The following is an 18,521-nucleotide window of genomic DNA, read 5'->3' as shown; positions in this document are numbered from 1 at the left end:
GCAGTGATGAGCATGATGGAGCTGTTGGGGGCGTGGTCGTGGGGCGCGGGCGGTTGGGCGGTTATCGGGCTGGCTATTGCCTTGGCCTACATCGTCTTTGGTATTGCCGGTTTCGGCACGGCGCTGGTGGCGGGGCCGATTCTGATTCTGTTCATGCCGCTGTCGAAAATCGTGCCGCTGCTGGTGTTGCTGGATTTCGTTGCGGCGTTCGGCAATCTGCTGCCTTCGCGGCGGGACGTGGCCAGAGCGGAGTTGCTCAGACTGCTGCCGTGCATGGCGATCGGCTGCACGCTGGGAGTGATCTTCCTGCTGAATCTCAAATCCGATCTGTTGCTGCTGTTGATGGGCCTGTTTATCAGCGCCTATGCGGTTTACAGCCTGTGGGTCAAAGCGCGGCCGGCGCAGTTGTCGGCGGCATGGGCCGTACCCATGGGCACGGTGGGCGGATTGTTCGGTGCGTTGTTTGGCAGCGGCGGTTTTTTGTATGCGATCTATCTGAACAGTCGCTTGCCCAAAGAGGCTGCGCGGGCCACGCAAAGTGCGTTGATCAGTTGCAGCACCGTGGTGCGTTTGAGTCTGTTTGTCATCGCCGGTGTCTATGCCGAGCTACCCTTGTTGATGCTGGCCCTGTGTCTGTTACCGGCGATGGCACTGGGCTTGTGGATCGGCCGGCGTTTGAGCATGAGGCTTTCGCGCGAGGCATTTGTGCGTCTGGTGACGTGGCTGGTGCTGGCCAGCGGAATCGCGTTGATCGTGCGTTATTTCAGCACTTGACCGAATTTCTTCAGGGATTAAGCTGCCGGCCTTTGGAACGCCTGCTCGCGAAGGCGTCAGAAGCCATACCGCAGGACTCTCCATGAACTCGCAAAGCATCATCGTCCCGAAAATCTCCACCCTGCCGGTGCACGAACCCCGGGCGCGGGCGATCGTGCGCTGGCTGGTGCGCAAGAACATCGTCGAAGAACAACTGACAACCTGCGGCCGCACAGGCAATCGCATGGCCTACGCCATTGCTGATGGCGCTCGCGCTGTGGTGCTGCACCCCGAGGCGCTGCCGTTCGGTGAGCCGATCAATGGCCTGGAAATTGTCACCAAGCGCTGCATCTATACCCCGGCCAAAGGCTTTCTCGAAGAAGCCGGTTGCGCCGAGTGCCGCCGCGAAGTCGGCGAGGCACTGTTCGAAAGTCTCGAGGACTGGTTTCCAGGCCGCACCGACAATTTCACCTGCCCCGAATGCGGGCATGAAGACGACATCAACGGTTTCCTGTTTTTGCAGGAATGCGCGTTTTCCAACCTCGGCTTCATTTTCAATAATTGGCTGGAGGCGGGGTTCAAGCAGAGCTTTATCGACGAGTTCGCCGATTGGCTCGATCAACCTGTAAGTTGGGTAAAGGTCGAGCTCTGATCCCAGCAGGAACTGCCGAAGGCTGCGATCTTTTGATCCTGCCTTTGAAAAGCAAAGTCAAAAGATCGCAGCCTTCGGCAGCTCCTACAGAAAGCCAGGTTTTCCATCTATCAATTAGGCTGAGTTTTACATTGAACAGCAGGGGGTGTCTGACTATAATGGCGCGCTTCCATTTTCCCGCTCGGGAGCCCCCGCGATGCTGCGTATCAGCCAAGAAGCTCTGACATTCGACGACATTCTCCTAGTGCCCGGTTATTCCGAGGTGCTTCCCAACGAAGTCAGTCTCAAGACCCGTCTTACCCGTGGCATCGAACTGAATATTCCTCTGGTTTCTGCCGCCATGGACACCGTTACTGAAGCCCGTCTGGCAATCGCCATGGCTCAGGAAGGTGGCATCGGCATTATCCACAAGAACATGACCATCGAGCAGCAAGCTGCCGAAGTGCGCAAGGTCAAGAAGTTCGAAGCCGGTGTGGTCAAAGATCCCATCACCATCGAGGCCGATGCCACGGTGCGTGATCTGTTCGAACTGACCCGTCTGCACAACATTTCCGGCGTTCCGGTATTGCACGATGGCGACCTGGTCGGCATCGTCACCTCCCGCGACGTACGTTTCGAAAACCGTCTGGAAGCCACTGTCCGCGAAGTGATGACGCCCAAAGAGCGTCTGGTCACGGTCAAGGAAGGCGCCGACAAGAACGACGTCCGTGAACTGCTGCACAAGCACCGCATTGAGCGCGTGCTGATCGTCGACGACAAATTCGCCCTCAAAGGCATGATGACCGTCAACGATATCGAAAAAGCCAAAGCCTACCCGCTGGCCAGCAAGGATGATCAAGGTCGTCTGCGCGTTGGCGCTGCGGTCGGCACCGGTAAAGACACCGGTGATCGCGTGACCGCACTGGTCAACGCCGGCGTTGACGTGGTGGTGGTCGACACCGCGCACGGTCACTCCAAGGGCGTGATCGACCGCGTTCGCTGGGTCAAGGAGAACTTCCCTGAAGTGCAGGTGATCGGCGGCAACATCGCCACCGGCGCTGCCGCCAAGGCCTTGGCCGAAGCGGGCGCCGACGCAGTCAAGGTCGGTATCGGCCCAGGCTCGATCTGCACCACCCGTATCGTTGCTGGCGTCGGCGTGCCGCAAATCAGTGCCATCGCCAACGTCGCCGCCGCCCTTGAAGGCACCGGCGTGCCGTTGATCGCCGACGGCGGCATCCGTTTCTCCGGTGACCTGTCCAAGGCCATCGTCGCCGGTGCGTCCTGCGTGATGATGGGTTCGATGTTCGCCGGTACTGAAGAAGCCCCGGGCGAGATCGAACTGTTCCAGGGCCGTTCGTACAAGGCTTATCGCGGCATGGGCTCGCTGGGCGCCATGTCCCAGGCGCAAGGCTCGTCCGACCGTTACTTCCAGGACTCCTCGGCAGGCGCCGAGAAACTGGTTCCGGAAGGCATCGAAGGCCGTGTGCCATACAAAGGCACCCTGAGCGCGATCATTCACCAGTTGATGGGCGGCCTGCGTTCCTCGATGGGTTACACCGGCAGCGCCAACATCGAAGAAATGCGCACCAAGCCCGAGTTCGTGCGGATCACCGGTGCCGGCATGGCCGAATCCCACGTTCACGACGTGCAGATCACCAAGGAAGCACCAAACTACCGCGTAGGTTGAGGCTCCAGCAAAACGTTCAATCACCGGGGCTGTTCATTCAGCCCCGAGTTGTTTCTGATTCACTACATGAGAATGAGTCATGGCCCTCGACATTCACGCTCACCGCATCCTGATCCTCGACTTCGGTTCGCAATACACCCAGCTGATTGCCCGCCGCGTGCGCGAGATCGGCGTGTACTGCGAACTGCACCCGTTCGACATGGACGAAGATGCGATCCGCGAATTCGCCCCTAAAGGCGTCATCCTCGCCGGCGGCCCCGAGTCCGTGCACGAAGCCAACAGCCCGCGCTGCCCGCAGGCGGTGTTCGACCTGGGCGTGCCGGTGTTCGGCATCTGCTACGGCATGCAGACCATGGCCGAGCAACTGGGCGGCAAGGTTGAAGGTTCCGAACTGCGTGAGTTCGGTTACGCTCGCGTTGACGTGGTCGGCAAGAGCCGCCTGCTCGACGGCATCGAAGATCACATCGACGCCGACGGCCTGTTTGGCCTCGACGTGTGGATGAGCCACGGTGACAAGGTCACCAAGATGCCGGAAGACTTCCACATCCTCGCCAGCACCCCGAGCTGCCCGATCGCCGGCATGTTCAACGACGATCGCGCGTACTACGGCGTGCAGTTCCACCCGGAAGTGACCCACACCAAGCAGGGCGGTCGCATCCTTTCGCGTTTCGTGCTCGACATCTGCGGCTGTGAAGCCCTGTGGACGCCATCGAAAATCGCTGAAGACGCCATCGCCAACATCCGCGCTCAGGTCGGCACCGACAACGTCCTGTTGGGCCTGTCCGGCGGCGTTGACTCCTCGGTGGTTGCCGCGCTGCTGCACAAGGCCATCGGCGATCAGTTGACCTGCGTCTTCGTCGATAACGGCCTGCTGCGTCTGCACGAAGGCGAGCAAGTGATGGCCATGTTCGCCGAGAACATGGGCGTCAAAGTAATCCGCGCCAACGCTGAAGAGCAGTTCCTCAACAACCTGGCCGGCGAAGCCGACCCTGAGAAGAAACGCAAGATCATCGGTCGCACCTTCATCGACGTATTCGATGCCCAGTCCAATAAACTGGAAAACATCAAATACCTCGCGCAGGGCACCATCTACCCGGACGTGATCGAGTCGGCTGGCGCGAAAAGCGGCAAGGCCCACGTGATCAAGTCGCACCACAACGTGGGCGGCCTGCCGGAAGAAATGAACCTGAAACTGGTCGAGCCACTGCGCGAACTGTTCAAGGACGAAGTCCGTCGTCTGGGCCTGGAACTCGGCCTGCCGTACGACATGGTCTACCGCCACCCGTTCCCGGGCCCGGGTCTGGGCGTGCGCATCCTCGGCGAAGTGAAGAAGGAATACGCCGACCTGCTGCGTCGTGCCGACCACATCTTCATTGAAGAACTGCGCAAGGCCGACTGGTACCACAAGGTCAGCCAGGCTTTCGTGGTGTTCCAGCCAGTGAAATCGGTCGGCGTGGTCGGCGACGGTCGGCGTTACGCGTGGGTCGTGGCCCTGCGTGCCGTAGAAACCATCGACTTCATGACCGCGCGTTGGGCGCACCTGCCTTACGAACTGCTGGAGACCGTCTCCGGCCGCATCATCAATGAAATCGAAGGTATCTCGCGCGTCACCTACGACGTGTCGAGCAAGCCGCCGGCGACGATTGAGTGGGAGTGATCCCGCTGCACGCTGATCGACGCATCGAGTAAGCAAAAAACCCTTGGCCTCAAGCCAAGGGTTTTTTCGTTTCATGATCCCGAAAAACGGCTCAGGTGGGCAGGCGACTTTGCAGGGTCAGGCCGATCTCTATCAGCCGCTGGGATAACGCGGCGATGTCACGGAACATGATGCCGCTGATTCGAGGCAACGACTGCGCCCATATGTAAACCTGGCCATCCCTTCTGCGATTGACCGTTGTTCGCACAATGTTGCTTGAGCTGTCGCGACGTACCAGTGTGTAGGCGTTTTGGCTCTTTTCGATCAGAAACATGCCATTGCGATGCAGCAGCTTTTCCTGCGCCGCGGGTGTCCATTGCGGCGTAGCTGATTCGATCTGCAAACGCAGGTCAGCGTAGAGCACGTCGACTGAGGCACGGGTCGTTGCGCCGTTGTCAAACGGGCCGCGCGCGATTTCCAGCCCGGGATCGATACTGACGCCTGCTTCCTCGGCGGATGACACCTCCTCGATCCGTAAACCGATGCCGCCCATGTGTTCGCTGATGCCCGGCAGGTTTCTGAAGTTATTGGTATTCGTTGCTTCGCTCAATACAACCCATTTGCCCGGTTTGTTGAGGATTTCGTCACCCCACATGATTCGGGTGGTCAGGCGAGCGTGCATCATCTGCTCTTCAATCGAGGTGAGGGGTACCTTCGGTTTGTAATTTTGCGCCACGTCGAGGCCGTGAACCCGGACGCCGTTGGCCTGCGCGGTCCTGACCAGCTCGAGGACGTTGAACCGGTCATCGGGGTCGGTGCCAAGGCTGGACAGATAGGTACGCAGATCCTGTGACATCTCTCCCGACATGTGAAAGTCGTTGAGATCAGTCTGAGCAAAATCACTGAGCAATCCACGCACGTAAAGGGTATCGATGTGCCGTGCGAACAGCGGCATGTTTTCGATCATGAACCCCATGCTAGTGATGCGATCCAGCGTCTCGCCAATCACTAGCCCCCTGCTGTTGGCAAAAATACCGTCGATCACTTCGTCTGTCGTCATCGCTGAGGTAATCGGCGGGATGATCGGCCGGGCGGGCAGGTTGGTCCAGTTCAGCTCTGAGTAAAATTCCTTGGCCTCGTTGAGTAGAATGGCGCGCCTTTGCCCGAAGTAGGCGGCAAACACCTCAGCAATCGGCCGATTGCCGTGAGCGGCGCTGGGCAGCGTAGCGAAGGTTTCAGGCAGATTCATCGCCCATCTTTTTAGCGCTGCCATGTCCATCCCCATGACGTCGTGGAGGGGCGTCACCAGACGCAGCGGACGAGCAGACCCGGGAACCGGTTCGACCAAATGCAGCTCCGCCGAGGGCGTTGTCGTGGACGGCTCGGGCGTCGTTTCAATATCCAATGTGCACGACTTGCCCACACATTGACCGCCGCCCCTGAGCCGCAACGCAGGGATGCGCTCCCATTTGCCGCCAGCCCCGAAGCGTACCGGCAGCGAATAAGCGAACTGATTGGGACGCTCGGGATTGACGACCGCCCAGTGGCCGCTCTCCTCGGAATCGGCAAAGTAGTGCACGTAGTACGCGTCGTCATCGATTCTGATCGCGTAGCGTGGCTCCTTGTCGAGACGGTAGATACCTTCAAATTTCCCAGGGGCCGACTCAACGGCGTCCGATACAAGTACCTCGTTGCACCGATAGCGGGCGGGAATCCCCGGCACGGAGGGTCCCTGTTGTGCAGCGGCAGTCGTCGAGGCCTGGACGGATGTGGCGGAAGGCGTTTCGATGGGAATGTCGTTGGCCAATTCGGTGCTGGCTTCTTCAACCAGCGTGGCTGGGGGCGGCTCTACAGGCGGCAGGAGAGGCGTGTTCGCCGAAGTGAACTCGACCAACCCGGCCATTTCTTCGGCTTCGGCAAACTCGACTTGCGGGCCGACTTCCAGCTGCGCGCCAGTGCCGATCAGAAACGGCACATCCAGCACAATTTCGATACCGTTGAGCACTGCATTGGCAAGGCCCGTTTTACGTTCGGCGGCTGTGGTGCCGTTGACGGCCTGATCGATGTTCAGACCCATGTTGGCGATGCTGGCACCGATCAACGGCAACGCTGCCGGCCAACCCACCGCTGCCATCGGGCCGAATACTTTCAAACCCGCGCTCAAATAACCTATCCAGAGTTTTTTGCGCAGGTCGCTGTTGGAGGTCAGCGCCAGCTGTGCCTCGGCGACCATGGCGCTGTGTGTCGATTCGCTTAACCAAGTGAACGCATCACCGGCGACGGCGACGTTGCTGCGATTGATCATCTGGTGATTGCTATGGCCCCAGGCGCTCACCAGACGGTTCATCAAATCGGTAAGGTTTTCGCTGATGCGGTGACTCTCGGCGAGAGGGAAATGCTTGAGAAATGCGCTGCGTTTGTCCTCGGCATTCATCTGCTCAAGCAGCCACCAGTGCAGATTGGCCTCACTGTCCATCAGGCGAAAAGCCGGGGCTTCACCCGGCAAGTAAAGGGTCTGCCGGCCGCTGTTTTCCACCAGACGCAGCACATCGGTGGCAACGTGGCCATCGACATCCAATGCGCGTACTTCAGCGCCGACCGGGTAGGTCGCTCGCAATATTTGCAGGGTCACGGGCCAGGTAATCGGCCCGATGACCGAGGCGATGATGCGTTGGAAATCGTCGCCTCCAAGGTCATTCTGTTGCAGCGCCTGCACCGCCTGACTGAGGAAATTGCACTTGGCCAGAACACGAAAATTATCCGACGAAGTTTGCCAGAATTTGCTCAATTGCTCGGTGTAGCGCTTGCTGAAATCGACGTCCCAGAACACCTTCAGAACATCGCTGCCCAGCAAGCGCACTTCATTGTCTTGATTGAAATTCTCGGCGTTCGGCCCCTCCGAATAAAACCCGCAATAGAGGCCGAGCAGGTCGGCGTTATCTTGATCGGTCGCGCGAAAACGATGAATGACCAGTTGCGTGAGAGTGAGGGTTTCGTAAGGCTTTTCCAGCAAATGTTCCCAACCGGTAAAGGTCAGCGCGTTGCTCTGCGCGGCTTTGAAGCGGTGGAAATACACCCGGTCGGGATCAAGGCCGGACAGACCTTTGGCCACCAGCAGTTCGCTGGCGACTTGACGTGCGGCTTCAAACAGACCCGGGCAGGTCTGCACGATGGTCGTGGCGAGGGCTTTGAGGGCGGTTTTGTCTGCTGCGTTGGGCAGCAGACGGCGTTCGGGAGCGGTCATGGGTTTTTCATCCTTGAGAAAACAAGGAGCGAGCATGACCGTTTGGCTCAAGCCAAGTGTGTTACCCGGCTATGGCCCGGCGCCCTGTTGGCGGCGGGGGAAGGTTGGCGCATGTATCACCGCCGCGCCACATCCGAAAAATAGAACTTGTCCAGCGTATGCCGTGATTCGGTGTATTCGAACTGGCGGCCGTCCTGCAGGAAGGTCTGGTTGCTGACCACGATGACATGACTCTGGCCGTCGAGGTCCAGGTGTTGTTGGTCGTCTTTGCTGCACGGTACGGCTTCAATGGTGCGCTGGGCGTAGGCGATCTGCAGTTGCAGGGTCTGTTCGATGTGGGCGTAGATCGAATGTTCTGCGATGTCCGCCGACAGACCGGGTATGACGGCGCTCACGAAGTGATTGATGTCGAGGATGACGCGTTTGCCGTCGATGCGCCGTACCCGCTTGATCCGGGTGATCGGGCTGCCGGGTTCGGCATTGATATGTTCAAGCAATGCACCTTCAAGCGGCACCTGACACAACTCGACCACTTCGGTGCTGACGTCGTTGCCCAGACGCGGATGGGTTTCCTGAAAACTGACGATGCCGCCGAGCTGGAATTCGATCGGGTTGGTCGACAGCACGAACGCGCCTTTGCCGTGAATCTTCTGAGCGAAGCCGCGCTCCTGCAACTGGTCGATGGCCTTGCGCACCGTGCCACGGCTGGCCTGGTAGGTGTCCATCAGTTCGGTTTCGGAAGGCAGCCGGGCGCCGCGCTCCAGGCGCTGCGTGGTGATACTGGCAAGCAAATCGCTGTAGATCTGGTTGTATTTGCTCATGGCTGGGCTCTGTGCCGACGGTGTTCAAAACCCCGAACCTTAAGGGCAGGGTAGGGGTTTGTCCATGCGGACGAAGGAAAACATCTTAGGTCAGAGTAGGAAGAATCCGCTTATTTCTGACGTAGATCCAAGGACGCCGGCTCGTACAGACGAGTTGTTGCATTAACTCGTACAGACGAGTATTTTTCCTCTCGGCGTGCTGCCAATAACAACAATCCACGACGGACGAACAAGCATGAGCCATGACTATCCGAACATCGCCAAGGAGCTGCTGGAAAGCCTTGGTGGCCGTGACAACATCGAGCAGGCGGCGCATTGCGTGACGCGTTTGCGTATGGCCTTGAAGGACCCCGCGCGGGTCGATGTGGCCGCACTCAACGGCGTCGAACTGGTCAAGGGGTCGTTCTTCACCGGCGGGTTGTATCAGGTGGTCATCGGCCCGGGCGATGTTGAGAAGGTCTACGCCGAACTGCGCCAGCAGACCGGTCTGGCGGCGTCGACCATCGCCGACGTTAAACAGAAAAGCGCCGAGAAGATAAACGCCATGCAACGGCTGGTGCGGGTGTTTTCCGATGTGTTCATGCCGATTCTGCCTGCGCTGATCATTGCCGGCCTGTTGATGGGCATCAACAACCTGCTCGGCGCCAAGGGCATGTTCATCGAGGGTCAGACCCTGCTCGATGCCTATCCGAATCTCGACGGGCTGTGGAGCCTGATCAATCTGATGGCCAACACCTCGTTCGTGTTTCTGCCGGCGCTGGTGGGCTGGTCGGCAGCCAAGCGTTTCGGCGGCAGCGAAATCCTGGGGATCGTCCTCGGCCTGATGCTGGTGCACCCGGATCTGCTCAATGCCTGGAATTACGGCAAGGCTGTTGCCGGGTTGGACGGGCAGCAACTGCCGTACTTCGACATCCTCGGCCTGTTCCAGGTGGAAAAGGTGGGTTACCAAGGGCAGATCCTGCCGATCCTGCTGGCAGCCTACGTGATGAGCGTGATTGAAAAATGGTTGCGGGCGCGTGTGCCCAACGCCGTGCAATTGCTGGTGGTGCCGATCACTACCATCGTCGTTACCGGCGTGCTGGCGCTGGCGATCATTGGCCCGGTGACCCGGCATATCGGCATCTACATCACCGAGGGTCTGGTGATGCTGTTTGATCTGGCGCCGTTGGTGGGCGGTCTGATTTTCGGTCTGTTGTATGCGCCGCTGGTGATCACCGGCATGCACCACATGTTTCTTGCAGTCGACTTGCAATTGATCTCGAGCCAGGGCGGCACCTTCATCTGGCCGATGATCGTCATGTCCAATCTGGCGCAGGGCAGTGCGGCCCTGGCGGTGTTCTGGATGACGCGCAATGCGCGGGACAAGAGCATGGCTTCTACCTCGGCGATTTCCGCGTACTTCGGCATCACCGAGCCGGCGATGTTCGGCGTCAACCTGCGCTACAAATTTCCGTTTTACGCCGCGTTGGCCGGTTCGGCGCTGGGGTGCATGTTCCTCTCGCTGAACAAGATTCAGGCCTCTGCCATCGGCGTTGGCGGCCTGCCGGGGTTCATTTCGATCATGCCGCAGTTCATCCCCATGTTCGTGATCGGCATGCTGATCACGGTGCTCGTGCCATTTGCCCTGACCTGCGTGCTGAGCATGAAGATCGTCCGGCCGGGTTACCGGGTCGCCTGAAATCAAAAGATCGCAGCCTCGGGCAGCCCCCACAGAGATCGTAAAATTCAAGAGGAAATCCGCCATGCAAGACTGGCAACGTTCGGTGATCTACCAGATCTATCCGAAGAGCTTTCACAGCCATGCCGGCAACGCCACAGGCGATCTGCTCGGCATCGTTGCCAAGCTCGATTACCTGCAATGGCTCGGTGTCGATTACCTGTGGATCACGCCGTTTCTGCGCTCGCCGCAGCGCGACAATGGCTACGACATCAGCGACTACTACGCGGTCGATCCGAGCTACGGCAGCATGGCCGACTGTGAACTGCTCATCGCCGAAGCCGGCAAGCGCGGGATCAAGTTGATGCTCGACATTGTGGTCAACCACACCTCGATCGAGCATGTCTGGTTCCAGCAGGCGCGCAGCAGCCTCGACAATCCTTATCGCGACTTCTATATCTGGCGCGATCAGCCGAACAACTGGGAGTCCAAGTTCGGCGGTTCAGCCTGGGAGTACGAAGCGCAGACTGGCCAATATTATCTGCACCTGTTTGACCACACCCAGGCGGATCTCAATTGGGACAATCCCAAGGTCCGCGACGAAGTGTTCAAAATGATGCGCTTCTGGCGCGACAAAGGCGTCGGTGGTTTTCGTCTGGACGTGATCAACCTGATCTCCAAACCGGCGGATTTCCCCGAAGACGACAGCGACGGTCGGCGCTTCTATACCGACGGGCCGAACGTGCATGCGTACTTGCAGCAGATGCACCGTGAAGTCTTCGAAGGGCATGAGCTGATCAACGTCGGCGAGATGTCCTCGACCCGCCTTGAACACTGCATTCGTTATTCCAATCCGCAGTCGAAAGAACTGTCGATGACCTTCAACTTTCATCACCTGAAAGTCGATTACCCGAACCTGCAAAAGTGGGTGCGCGCCGATTTCGATTTCCTCCAGCTCAAGCAAATTCTCTCCGACTGGCAGACCGGCATGCAGGCGGGCGGCGGCTGGAATGCACTGTTCTGGTGTAACCACGATCAGCCGCGTGTGGTTTCGCGGTTCGGCAATGACGGCGAGTACCGCGAGCTGTCGGCGAAGATGCTCGGCACCGCGCTGCACTTTCTGCAGGGCACGCCGTTCGTTTATCAGGGCGAAGAACTGGGCATGACCAATCCGGGCTTCGACAGCATTGAGCAGTATCGCGATGTCGAGACGCTGAATATCTTTCGTCTTAAACGTGAGGCTGGCGCCAGCGATATCGACAACCTGGCGGCAATCATGCAGAAGTCCCGCGACAATGGGCGCACGCCGATGCACTGGCACGCCGGGCACAATGCCGGTTTCACCCTTGGCGAACCCTGGATTGGCGTGCCGGCCAATGCTGCGCAAATCAACGTCGCGCAGCAGCTGCACGATCCCGAATCGGTGCTGCATCACTATCGGCGCCTGATCGAATTGCGCCGCACTGAAGCGCTGATCAGCGACGGCATCTATCGCCAGTTATTGCCGGAGCACCCAAAAATCTGGGCGTACCTGCGCGAAGGCGTGGGAGAACGTTTGCTGGTGGTGAACAATTTTTACAGTAGCGCGTGTGACGTCGAGCTACCTGCATTGATTGACGAAGCCACGGAGCAGCGCTTGTTGATCAGCAATTACCCGGACTGTCCGAAACGCACGCGGCGGCTGCACTTGCGACCTTACGAATCCTTCGTGCTGCACCTGACCGATCCTTGATCACCAACTGAAAAACAACTTTTAAAAAAACACGCAGAACGCTGCGCGGGGGATTTGTGCGCGCTGAATTCCTGCAACCACACAATAAAAACAATGGGTGGCATATGAAAACAACCCTCAATCACAGCCTGGCCGTCGCCGGTTTATGTCTGGCCATGCCGACGTCTTCACAGGCGCTGGAGTTCGGCGGCTATCTGCGCAGTGGTCTCGGGACCTCGGTCAACAGCGGGAGCCAGTCGTGTTTCCAGTTGCCCGGTGCGCAGACCAAATATCGCCTGGGTAATGAATGCGAGCAGTACGGCGAACTCGAGCTACGCCAGGATCTGTACACCCTCGACGACGGCTCGGTGCTGAGCCTCGACGGCATGGCATCGCTGTATAACCGCTACGACCGCAGCCTGACGTTCAATGAGGACAACGGCTCGATTCGCTTGCCGCAGGCGTACGCGCAATGGTCGGCGATGCCCGCGCTCAATGGTGGCTCGCTGTGGGCGGGGCGGCGCTATTACAAACGTAACGACATCCATATTTCCGACTTCTACTACTGGAACCAGAGCGCAACCGGCGGCGGTATCGAAGACGTATTGATCGGCGGCTTGAAATACAGCTACGCCTTTTCGCGCAAGGACAACCTTTATCAGAAGGACTACATCAACCGGCACGACTTCAACGTCGGCGGTTTCAATAGCAACCCGGGCGGTGAGCTCGAATTCGGTCTGAGTTACATCGACAAGCCTGACAGTCGCGACGCCCACCGTGGCTGGGCGATCACCACTCAGCACGTGCAACAGGACTTTTTCGGCGGCAAGAACAAACTGGCGCTGCAATATGGCGAAGGGCCGGGCACAGGGTTGGGCTATACCGGTAACGTCAGGCTCGATGACCGCAACAAGAGCTATCGGGTCGTCGAGTTCTTCGACTGGCAACTCACGCCGCGTTTTGGCGGACAATTCCAGGCGGTGTATCAAAAGGATATTCGCCCGGGCGGGGCCGATCAGAACTGGCTGTCGCTGGGTGTGCGCCCGGCTTATGCGCTGAGCGAGCAGTTCAAACTGGTGACCGAACTGGGTCACGATCAGGTCGATGCGGCGGACGGCACGCGCAAGCTGAGCAAGTTCACCTTCGCGCCGACCTGGTCCCCCAAAGGCCCGGAGTTCTGGGCGCGGCCCGAGGTGCGTCTGTATTACACCTATGCCAGCTGGAACCAGGCGGCCAAGCGTGCTGCCAACCTGTTGGCCAAGGGTTCGGCACTGTCCGATACGGGGGCTTTCGGCAACGCGCGGCACGGCGCCAATGTCGGCTTGCAGGTTGAATACTGGTGGAAGTAAGCAAAGCGGGTGCGACCGCTCATTCAGACAATACAAGCGCAGGTGATGTCATGGCCACACCCCAACAATTGCAGTTGCTGGCACCGTTGTCCGGCGTACTGATGGCGCTGGACGAGGTGCCCGATCCGGTGTTTGCCGGGCGGATCATCGGCGACGGTTTGTGCATCGACCCGACTTCGTCGACGCTCTGCGCACCGCTGGCCGGCGTGGTCAGCGACGTTCAGGCCAGCGGGCATGCGCTGACCATCACCGGCGATGAAGGTGTTCAGGTGCTGATGCACATCGGTCTGGACACGGTGAATCTCGCCGGCAAAGGGTTCACCCGCTGCGTTGAAGCGGGGCAGCGGGTCGAAGCGGGGCATGCGCTGATCGATTTTGACGCCGATTACATTGCCCTGCACGCGCGCAGTTTGTTGACCTTGATGCTGGTGGTCAGCGGCGAGCCGTTCGATTCACTCGTCGGCTCAACGGGGTTGGTTGAGGTTGGCCAACCAGTGCTGGACGTCGTGGTCGGCGCAGTCGTCGGCGAAAACCCGGCATCGGTGCAGGGCGATGCGGTGTTTTCGCAGCCGATCAACCTGCCTAATCCCAGTGGCCTGCACGCGCGGCCGGCGGCGGTATTTGCCCAAGCGGCGAAGGCATTTTCAGCGACCATCCATCTGCACAAACTGCAAGCGCAAGCCAATGGCAAATCATTGGTGGCAATCATGGCTTTGCAAACGGCCCATGGCGACAGTGTGCAGGTCAGCGCCCAAGGTGAAGATGCCGAAGCCGCCGTCGAAGCGCTGGGTCGCTTGCTGAGCGAAGGCTGCGGCGAAGCCGTTACAGTGCCTACGCCGGTCGAAGTCGTTGCGGCACAAATACCGAACATCCTGCGCGGCGTCTGCGCTTCGCCCGGTTCGGCGCTGGGCCAAGTCATGCAGATCGTCGAAGTGCCGCTTGTGATCAACGAGTTCGGCGCCGAGCCGCCAATCGAACTTGAGGCCTTGAGCCAGGCCCTGATCGAAGCCGACATGGCCTTGCAGCATCTGCGCGACACCGCCAGCGGCCAGGCGCAGGCGGAGATTTTCAAGGCACATCAGGAACTGCTGGCCGACCCCAGCCTGCTGGATCAGGCCCATGCCTTGATCGATCAAGGCAAGAGCGCAGCGTTTGCCTGGAAAACCAGCACCGAAGCGACGGCGGCGATGTTCCGTTCGCTGGGCAATGCTCTGCTGGCCGAACGTGCGGCGGATCTGGCCGATGTCGGCCAGCGCGTGCTGAAGCTGATCGTCGGTGTCCACGAGCAAGCGCTGGAGTTGCCGGCCGACACCATCCTCATCGCCGATCAATTGACCCCTTCGCAGACCGCCGGGCTGGATACGCGCAAGGTGCTGGGTTTCGCTACGGTCGGCGGCGGCGCTACCAGCCACGTGGCCATTCTGGCGCGTGCCTGTGGTTTGCCGGCGATCTGCGGCATGCCGCTGCAAATGCTCGGGCTCGACAACGGCACGCGGGTGCTGCTCGATGCCGACAAGGGCGAACTGCAGTTGCATCCAGACGCCGAGTCCATCGACCAGCTGCGTGCGCGGCATGAGCAACAGCGTCAACGTCATCAGCAGGAGCTGGCACGGGCCGGCGAGGCGGCCTGTACCCGCGACGGCCGTCACGTCGAAGTCACCGCCAACGTCGCGTCGCAGAGCGAAACCGCGCAGGCCATGGAGCTGGGCGCGAATGGCGTGGGGCTGCTGCGATCGGAGTTTCTCTACCTGGGTCGCCAACAGGCGCCGGGCCATGACGAACAGGTGGTCACCTACAGCGCCATCGCCCGAACCATCGGGCCGGCACACAATCTGGTGGTGCGCACACTCGATGTCGGTGGCGACAAACCGCTGGCTTATGTGCCGATGGACAGCGAAACCAATCCTTTTCTCGGTTTGCGCGGCATTCGTCTGTGCCTGGAGCGACCGCAACTGCTGCGTGAACAATTTCGTGCCGTTCTGGCCTGCACTGATCTGACGCGCCTGCACATCATGCTGCCGATGGTCACCGGTCTTGGGGAATTGCGTCTGGCACGGCAGATCCTTGAGCAAGAGGCGCGGGTGCTGGGCCTGGCGCACCTGCCGAAACTGGGGATCATGATCGAAGTGCCCGCCGCCGCGCTGATGGCCGATGTGCTGGCGCCGCACGTGGATTTTTTCTCCATCGGCACCAATGACCTCACCCAATACACGTTGGCCATGGACCGAGATCACCCGCGTCTCGCCAGCCAGGCGGACAGCTTTCATCCTGCAGTGCTGCGCCTGATCGCCATGACGGTGAACGCTGCACACGCGCACGGCAAATGGGTCGGCGTCTGTGGCGCAATGGCGTCTGAACGCTTGGCTGTGCCGTTGCTGCTGGGGCTGGGCGTGGATGAGTTGTCGGTGAGCGTGCCGTTGATTCCGGCGATCAAGTCGGCGGTGCGCGAAGTGAATCTGGCCGACTGTCGGATCATCGCCGAACAGGTCTCGAATCTGGAAAGCGCCGCCGATGTGCGCGAAGCCTTGCAGCGTTTTCATGAGGCGAAAGCCGATGTCTGGCCGGTTATGGAGAATTGAACATGTTCGACAAATTGCAGCAGGCATTCTGGAAAGCGCTGACGCCGGATCTGGTTCCGGACGAGGTGATAGCCGCCGCCGATCCGGTTGCGGGCTTGAGCGCAGAGATCGTTGCGGCGCTGGGCGGTGTGGATAACCTCAAGTCCCGGCAGCCGGTGGCGCTGACCCGGGTCCGTGTGGCACTGCATGATGAGGCGCGGGTCGACCGTCAGGCGCTGAGCGTGGCCGGTGTGGCGGGCGTCATGCCGCTGGGTGACGGCGTGCTGCACCTGATTACCGGGCTGCACGCGCAAGGCTGAACAAGACGTGCGGCCTCAGGTCGCCCTTACTGTTTCTCAACTGCGGGTGTATCGTATTCGCCTTTTTGCGGATCCCTCGGGGTCTGTCGCTGATACGTGAGGTAGTTGAGTTCATGTCCTTTACCCGTCGCCAAATCCTCGGTGGCCTGGCCGGTCTTGTTGTCGTTGGCGTGGGCGCGGGAGGCGCATCGCGTTACTGGCTGGGCAAGATGGCCGACGCAGAGGCCGGCCACGACTATGAGCTGATCGCTGCGCCGCTGGACGTGGAGTTGGTACCGGGGCACAAGACCGAGGCCTGGGCGTTCGGCCCGTCCGCGCCGGGCACGGAGTTGCGTGTGCGTCAGGGCGAATGGCTGCGGGTGCGTTTCATCAATCATCTGCCGGTGGCGACCACCATTCACTGGCACGGCATTCGCCTGCCGCTGGAAATGGACGGCGTGCCTTACGTGTCGCAACTGCCGGTGTTGCCGGGTGAATACTTCGACTACAAATTCCGTGTGCCGGACGCCGGCAGCTACTGGTATCACCCGCATGTCAGCAGCAGCGAAGAACTGGGGCGCGGGCTGGTCGGGCCGCTGATCATCGAAGAACGCGAGCCGACCGGTTTCAAATACGAAAAAACCCTGAGCCTGAAGAACTGGCACGTCGACGAGCAAGGCCAGTTCGTCGAATTCAGTATCCCGCGCGAAGCGGCGCGTGGCGGTACGGCGGGGCGTCTGTCGACGATCAACGGCGTACCGTTGCCGGTGATTGATTTGCCGGCCGGGCAGATCACTCGGGTGCGCTTGCTCAATCTTGATAACACCCTGACCTATCGCATCAACATTCCCGGCGTTGAAGCGAAGATCTACGCCCTCGATGGCAACCCGGTCGAGCCGCGACCATTGGGCAAGGAATACTGGCTCGGCCCCGGCATGCGCATTTGCCTGGCGATCAAGGCACCAGCGGCCGGTGAAGAATTATCGCTGCGTAATGGCCCGGTTCGTCTGGGTACGCTACGTTCAGTCGCCAACACCGACGCGCCGACGGACTGGCCGAAAGCCTTGCCGGCCAACCCGGTGGCCGAGCCGGATCTGGCCAACGCCGAGAAACTCAACTTCAATTTCGAATGGGTCGGCTCGGTGTCGGTCAATGTCGACAACGGCAAGCCGCCGAGCCTGTGGCAAATCAATGGCAAGGCCTGGGACATCACCGACAAGACGTGTGCTGACCGACCGATTGCCAGCCTGAAACTGGGTCAGAGCTATATTTTCGAACTGAAGAACATGACCCAGTACCAGCACCCGATTCACTTGCATGGCATGAGCTTCAAGGTGATTGCCTCGAACCGGCACAAGGTCGTTCCGTATTTCACCGACACTTATCTGCTGGGCAAGAACGAGCGCGCGCAAGTGGCGCTGGTCGCGGATAACCCGGGGGTGTGGATGTTCCACTGCCACGTGATCGACCACATGGAAACCGGCCTGATGGCCGCGATCGAGGTGAAGTGATGCGCCAGATCCGCCCGGCGGCGATCATCGACCGCAGCCGCGACCGCGACTTCATGCGCGAAGCCCTGACCCTCGCCGCACAGGGCGCCGCCCTCCGTGAAGTGCCGGTGGGCGCGGTACTGGTGCAGGATGGTGTGATCATCGGGCGCGGCTTCAATTGCCCGATCAGCACCAGCGACCCGAGTGCCCACGCTGAGATGGTCGCGATTCGCGCCGCCGCGCAGGCGGTGGACAACTATCGCCTGCCGGGCAGCACGCTGTATGTAACGCTGGAACCGTGCAGCATGTGCGCCGGGCTGATCGTGCATTCGCGAGTGGCGCGGGTGGTGTATGGCGCGCTGGAGCCAAAAGCCGGAATTGTGCAGAGCCAGGGGCAGTTTTTCACCCAGGGCTTTTTGAATCACCGGGTGTTGTATGAGGGTGGGGTGTTGGCTGAAGAGTGTGGGGCTGTGCTGACCGAATTCTTTCGCGCCAGACGCGCAAAATCCGCTGAATAAATACCGCCCCATTAAGAAACGAGCAGGTTCACTTCCTCAAAAGACGGCATTTCAACGGCACAAATGCGCTTGCAATGTGGGAGCAACTGTCTTAACCCGCCGTCCATCAGCGCCATTCTGTACCGTCTCGCAGCATGGCATTCAGTCTGATCAGCAGTATTCGCATG

13 protein-coding genes are annotated in these 18,521 nt (G+C 59.9%); 11 read left to right on the top strand and 2 right to left on the bottom strand.

Annotation, left to right across the window (positions count from 1 at the left end):
* Positions 1–6 precede the first annotated feature (6 nt).
* From ACIGDJ_RS26865 to guaA, 4 genes are all read left to right on the top strand, one after another.
* On the top strand, positions 7–774 hold the full coding sequence (locus ACIGDJ_RS26865; RefSeq protein ID WP_313000881.1) for a sulfite exporter TauE/SafE family protein: 768 nt from the start codon (positions 7–9) through the stop codon (positions 772–774).
* Positions 775–856: 82 nt separating this feature from the next.
* Positions 857–1,405 carry a sugar ABC transporter ATPase gene (locus ACIGDJ_RS26860; protein WP_397480132.1) on the top strand — a complete coding sequence of 183 codons (549 nt, stop codon included), beginning with the start codon at positions 857–859 and terminating at the stop codon, positions 1,403–1,405.
* 196 nt (positions 1,406–1,601) lie between these two features.
* Positions 1,602–3,071 (top strand): IMP dehydrogenase, encoded by a 1,470-nt coding sequence (gene guaB, locus ACIGDJ_RS26855; protein WP_016773343.1) that lies wholly within the window; start codon positions 1,602–1,604, stop codon positions 3,069–3,071.
* A 79-nt stretch (positions 3,072–3,150) separates the two neighbouring features.
* Positions 3,151–4,728 (top strand): glutamine-hydrolyzing GMP synthase, encoded by a 1,578-nt coding sequence (gene guaA / locus ACIGDJ_RS26850; RefSeq protein WP_042608327.1) that lies wholly within the window; start codon positions 3,151–3,153, stop codon positions 4,726–4,728.
* 91 nt (positions 4,729–4,819) lie between these two features.
* Here the strand turns inward: guaA and ACIGDJ_RS26845 are convergent, their stop codons facing one another.
* Entirely contained in the window at positions 4,820–7,951 is a 3,132-nt protein-coding gene (locus ACIGDJ_RS26845; RefSeq protein WP_397480131.1) for a membrane-targeted effector domain-containing toxin, read from the bottom strand.
* A 116-nt stretch (positions 7,952–8,067) separates the two neighbouring features.
* Positions 8,068–8,772, bottom strand: a complete 705-nt coding sequence (treR, locus tag ACIGDJ_RS26840; RefSeq protein WP_397480130.1) for a trehalose operon repressor — start codon at positions 8,770–8,772, stop codon at positions 8,068–8,070.
* Between the two features lie 235 nt (positions 8,773–9,007).
* On the opposite strand from treR, the gene treP reads away from it, so the two are divergent.
* The 7 genes from treP (at position 9,008) to tadA (ending at position 18,354) form a co-directional block, all read left to right on the top strand.
* Positions 9,008–10,450 carry a PTS system trehalose-specific EIIBC component gene (treP, locus tag ACIGDJ_RS26835; protein ID WP_101162051.1) on the top strand — a complete coding sequence of 481 codons (1,443 nt, stop codon included), beginning with the start codon at positions 9,008–9,010 and terminating at the stop codon, positions 10,448–10,450.
* A gap of 64 nt (positions 10,451–10,514) precedes the next feature.
* The gene (gene treC, locus ACIGDJ_RS26830) at positions 10,515–12,161 is read left to right on the top strand and encodes an alpha,alpha-phosphotrehalase (protein WP_397480129.1); all 1,647 of its coding nucleotides are present in this window, start codon (positions 10,515–10,517) and stop codon (positions 12,159–12,161) included.
* 104 nt (positions 12,162–12,265) lie between these two features.
* Complete coding sequence (locus tag ACIGDJ_RS26825) at positions 12,266–13,489, top strand: carbohydrate porin (protein ID WP_101162055.1); 1,224 nt, start codon at positions 12,266–12,268, stop codon at positions 13,487–13,489.
* Between the two features lie 50 nt (positions 13,490–13,539).
* Positions 13,540–16,068, top strand: a complete 2,529-nt coding sequence (gene ptsP / locus ACIGDJ_RS26820; protein ID WP_397480128.1) for a phosphoenolpyruvate--protein phosphotransferase — start codon at positions 13,540–13,542, stop codon at positions 16,066–16,068.
* A 2-nt stretch (positions 16,069–16,070) separates the two neighbouring features.
* A complete protein-coding gene (locus ACIGDJ_RS26815; RefSeq protein ID WP_101162059.1) occupies positions 16,071–16,367 on the top strand; it encodes a PTS transporter subunit EIIB in 297 nt (98 codons plus the stop codon).
* A gap of 113 nt (positions 16,368–16,480) precedes the next feature.
* On the top strand, positions 16,481–17,857 hold the full coding sequence (locus tag ACIGDJ_RS26810; RefSeq protein WP_101162061.1) for a multicopper oxidase family protein: 1,377 nt from the start codon (positions 16,481–16,483) through the stop codon (positions 17,855–17,857).
* Positions 17,857–18,354: a tRNA adenosine(34) deaminase TadA gene (tadA, locus tag ACIGDJ_RS26805; protein WP_397480127.1), complete on the top strand. Its 498-nt coding sequence runs from the start codon at positions 17,857–17,859 to the stop codon at positions 18,352–18,354. The genes ACIGDJ_RS26810 and tadA overlap by 1 nt, the downstream gene beginning before the upstream one ends.
* Positions 18,355–18,521: the final 167 nt, after the last annotated feature.

It is taken from the genome of Pseudomonas sp. NPDC079367 (assembly GCF_044542195.1).
Lineage (GTDB): Bacteria > Pseudomonadota > Gammaproteobacteria > Pseudomonadales > Pseudomonadaceae > Aquipseudomonas.
Note: the sequence above shows the minus strand (reverse complement) of the source record. Positions and strands in the feature narration are given on the sequence as shown.

Bases quoted from the DNA above. Each gene is read 5' to 3' on its own strand.
- guaB (WP_016773343.1), top strand. From the start codon at position 1,602: ATGCTGCGTATCAGCCAAGAAGCTCTGACATTCGACGACATTCTCCTA.
- ACIGDJ_RS26810 (WP_101162061.1), top strand. From the start codon at position 16,481: ATGTCCTTTACCCGTCGCCAAATCCTCGGTGGCCTGGCCGGTCTTGTT.
- treC (WP_397480129.1), top strand. From the start codon at position 10,515: ATGCAAGACTGGCAACGTTCGGTGATCTACCAGATCTATCCGAAGAGC.
- ACIGDJ_RS26845 (WP_397480131.1), bottom strand. From the start codon at position 7,951: ATGACCGCTCCCGAACGCCGTCTGCTGCCCAACGCAGCAGACAAAACC.
- ACIGDJ_RS26865 (WP_313000881.1), top strand. From the start codon at position 7: ATGAGCATGATGGAGCTGTTGGGGGCGTGGTCGTGGGGCGCGGGCGGT.
- treP (WP_101162051.1), top strand. From the start codon at position 9,008: ATGAGCCATGACTATCCGAACATCGCCAAGGAGCTGCTGGAAAGCCTT.
- guaA (WP_042608327.1), top strand. From the start codon at position 3,151: ATGGCCCTCGACATTCACGCTCACCGCATCCTGATCCTCGACTTCGGT.
- ACIGDJ_RS26815 (WP_101162059.1), top strand. From the start codon at position 16,071: ATGTTCGACAAATTGCAGCAGGCATTCTGGAAAGCGCTGACGCCGGAT.
- tadA (WP_397480127.1), top strand. From the start codon at position 17,857: ATGCGCCAGATCCGCCCGGCGGCGATCATCGACCGCAGCCGCGACCGC.
- ptsP (WP_397480128.1), top strand. From the start codon at position 13,540: ATGGCCACACCCCAACAATTGCAGTTGCTGGCACCGTTGTCCGGCGTA.
- treR (WP_397480130.1), bottom strand. From the start codon at position 8,772: ATGAGCAAATACAACCAGATCTACAGCGATTTGCTTGCCAGTATCACC.
- ACIGDJ_RS26860 (WP_397480132.1), top strand. From the start codon at position 857: ATGAACTCGCAAAGCATCATCGTCCCGAAAATCTCCACCCTGCCGGTG.
- ACIGDJ_RS26825 (WP_101162055.1), top strand. From the start codon at position 12,266: ATGAAAACAACCCTCAATCACAGCCTGGCCGTCGCCGGTTTATGTCTG.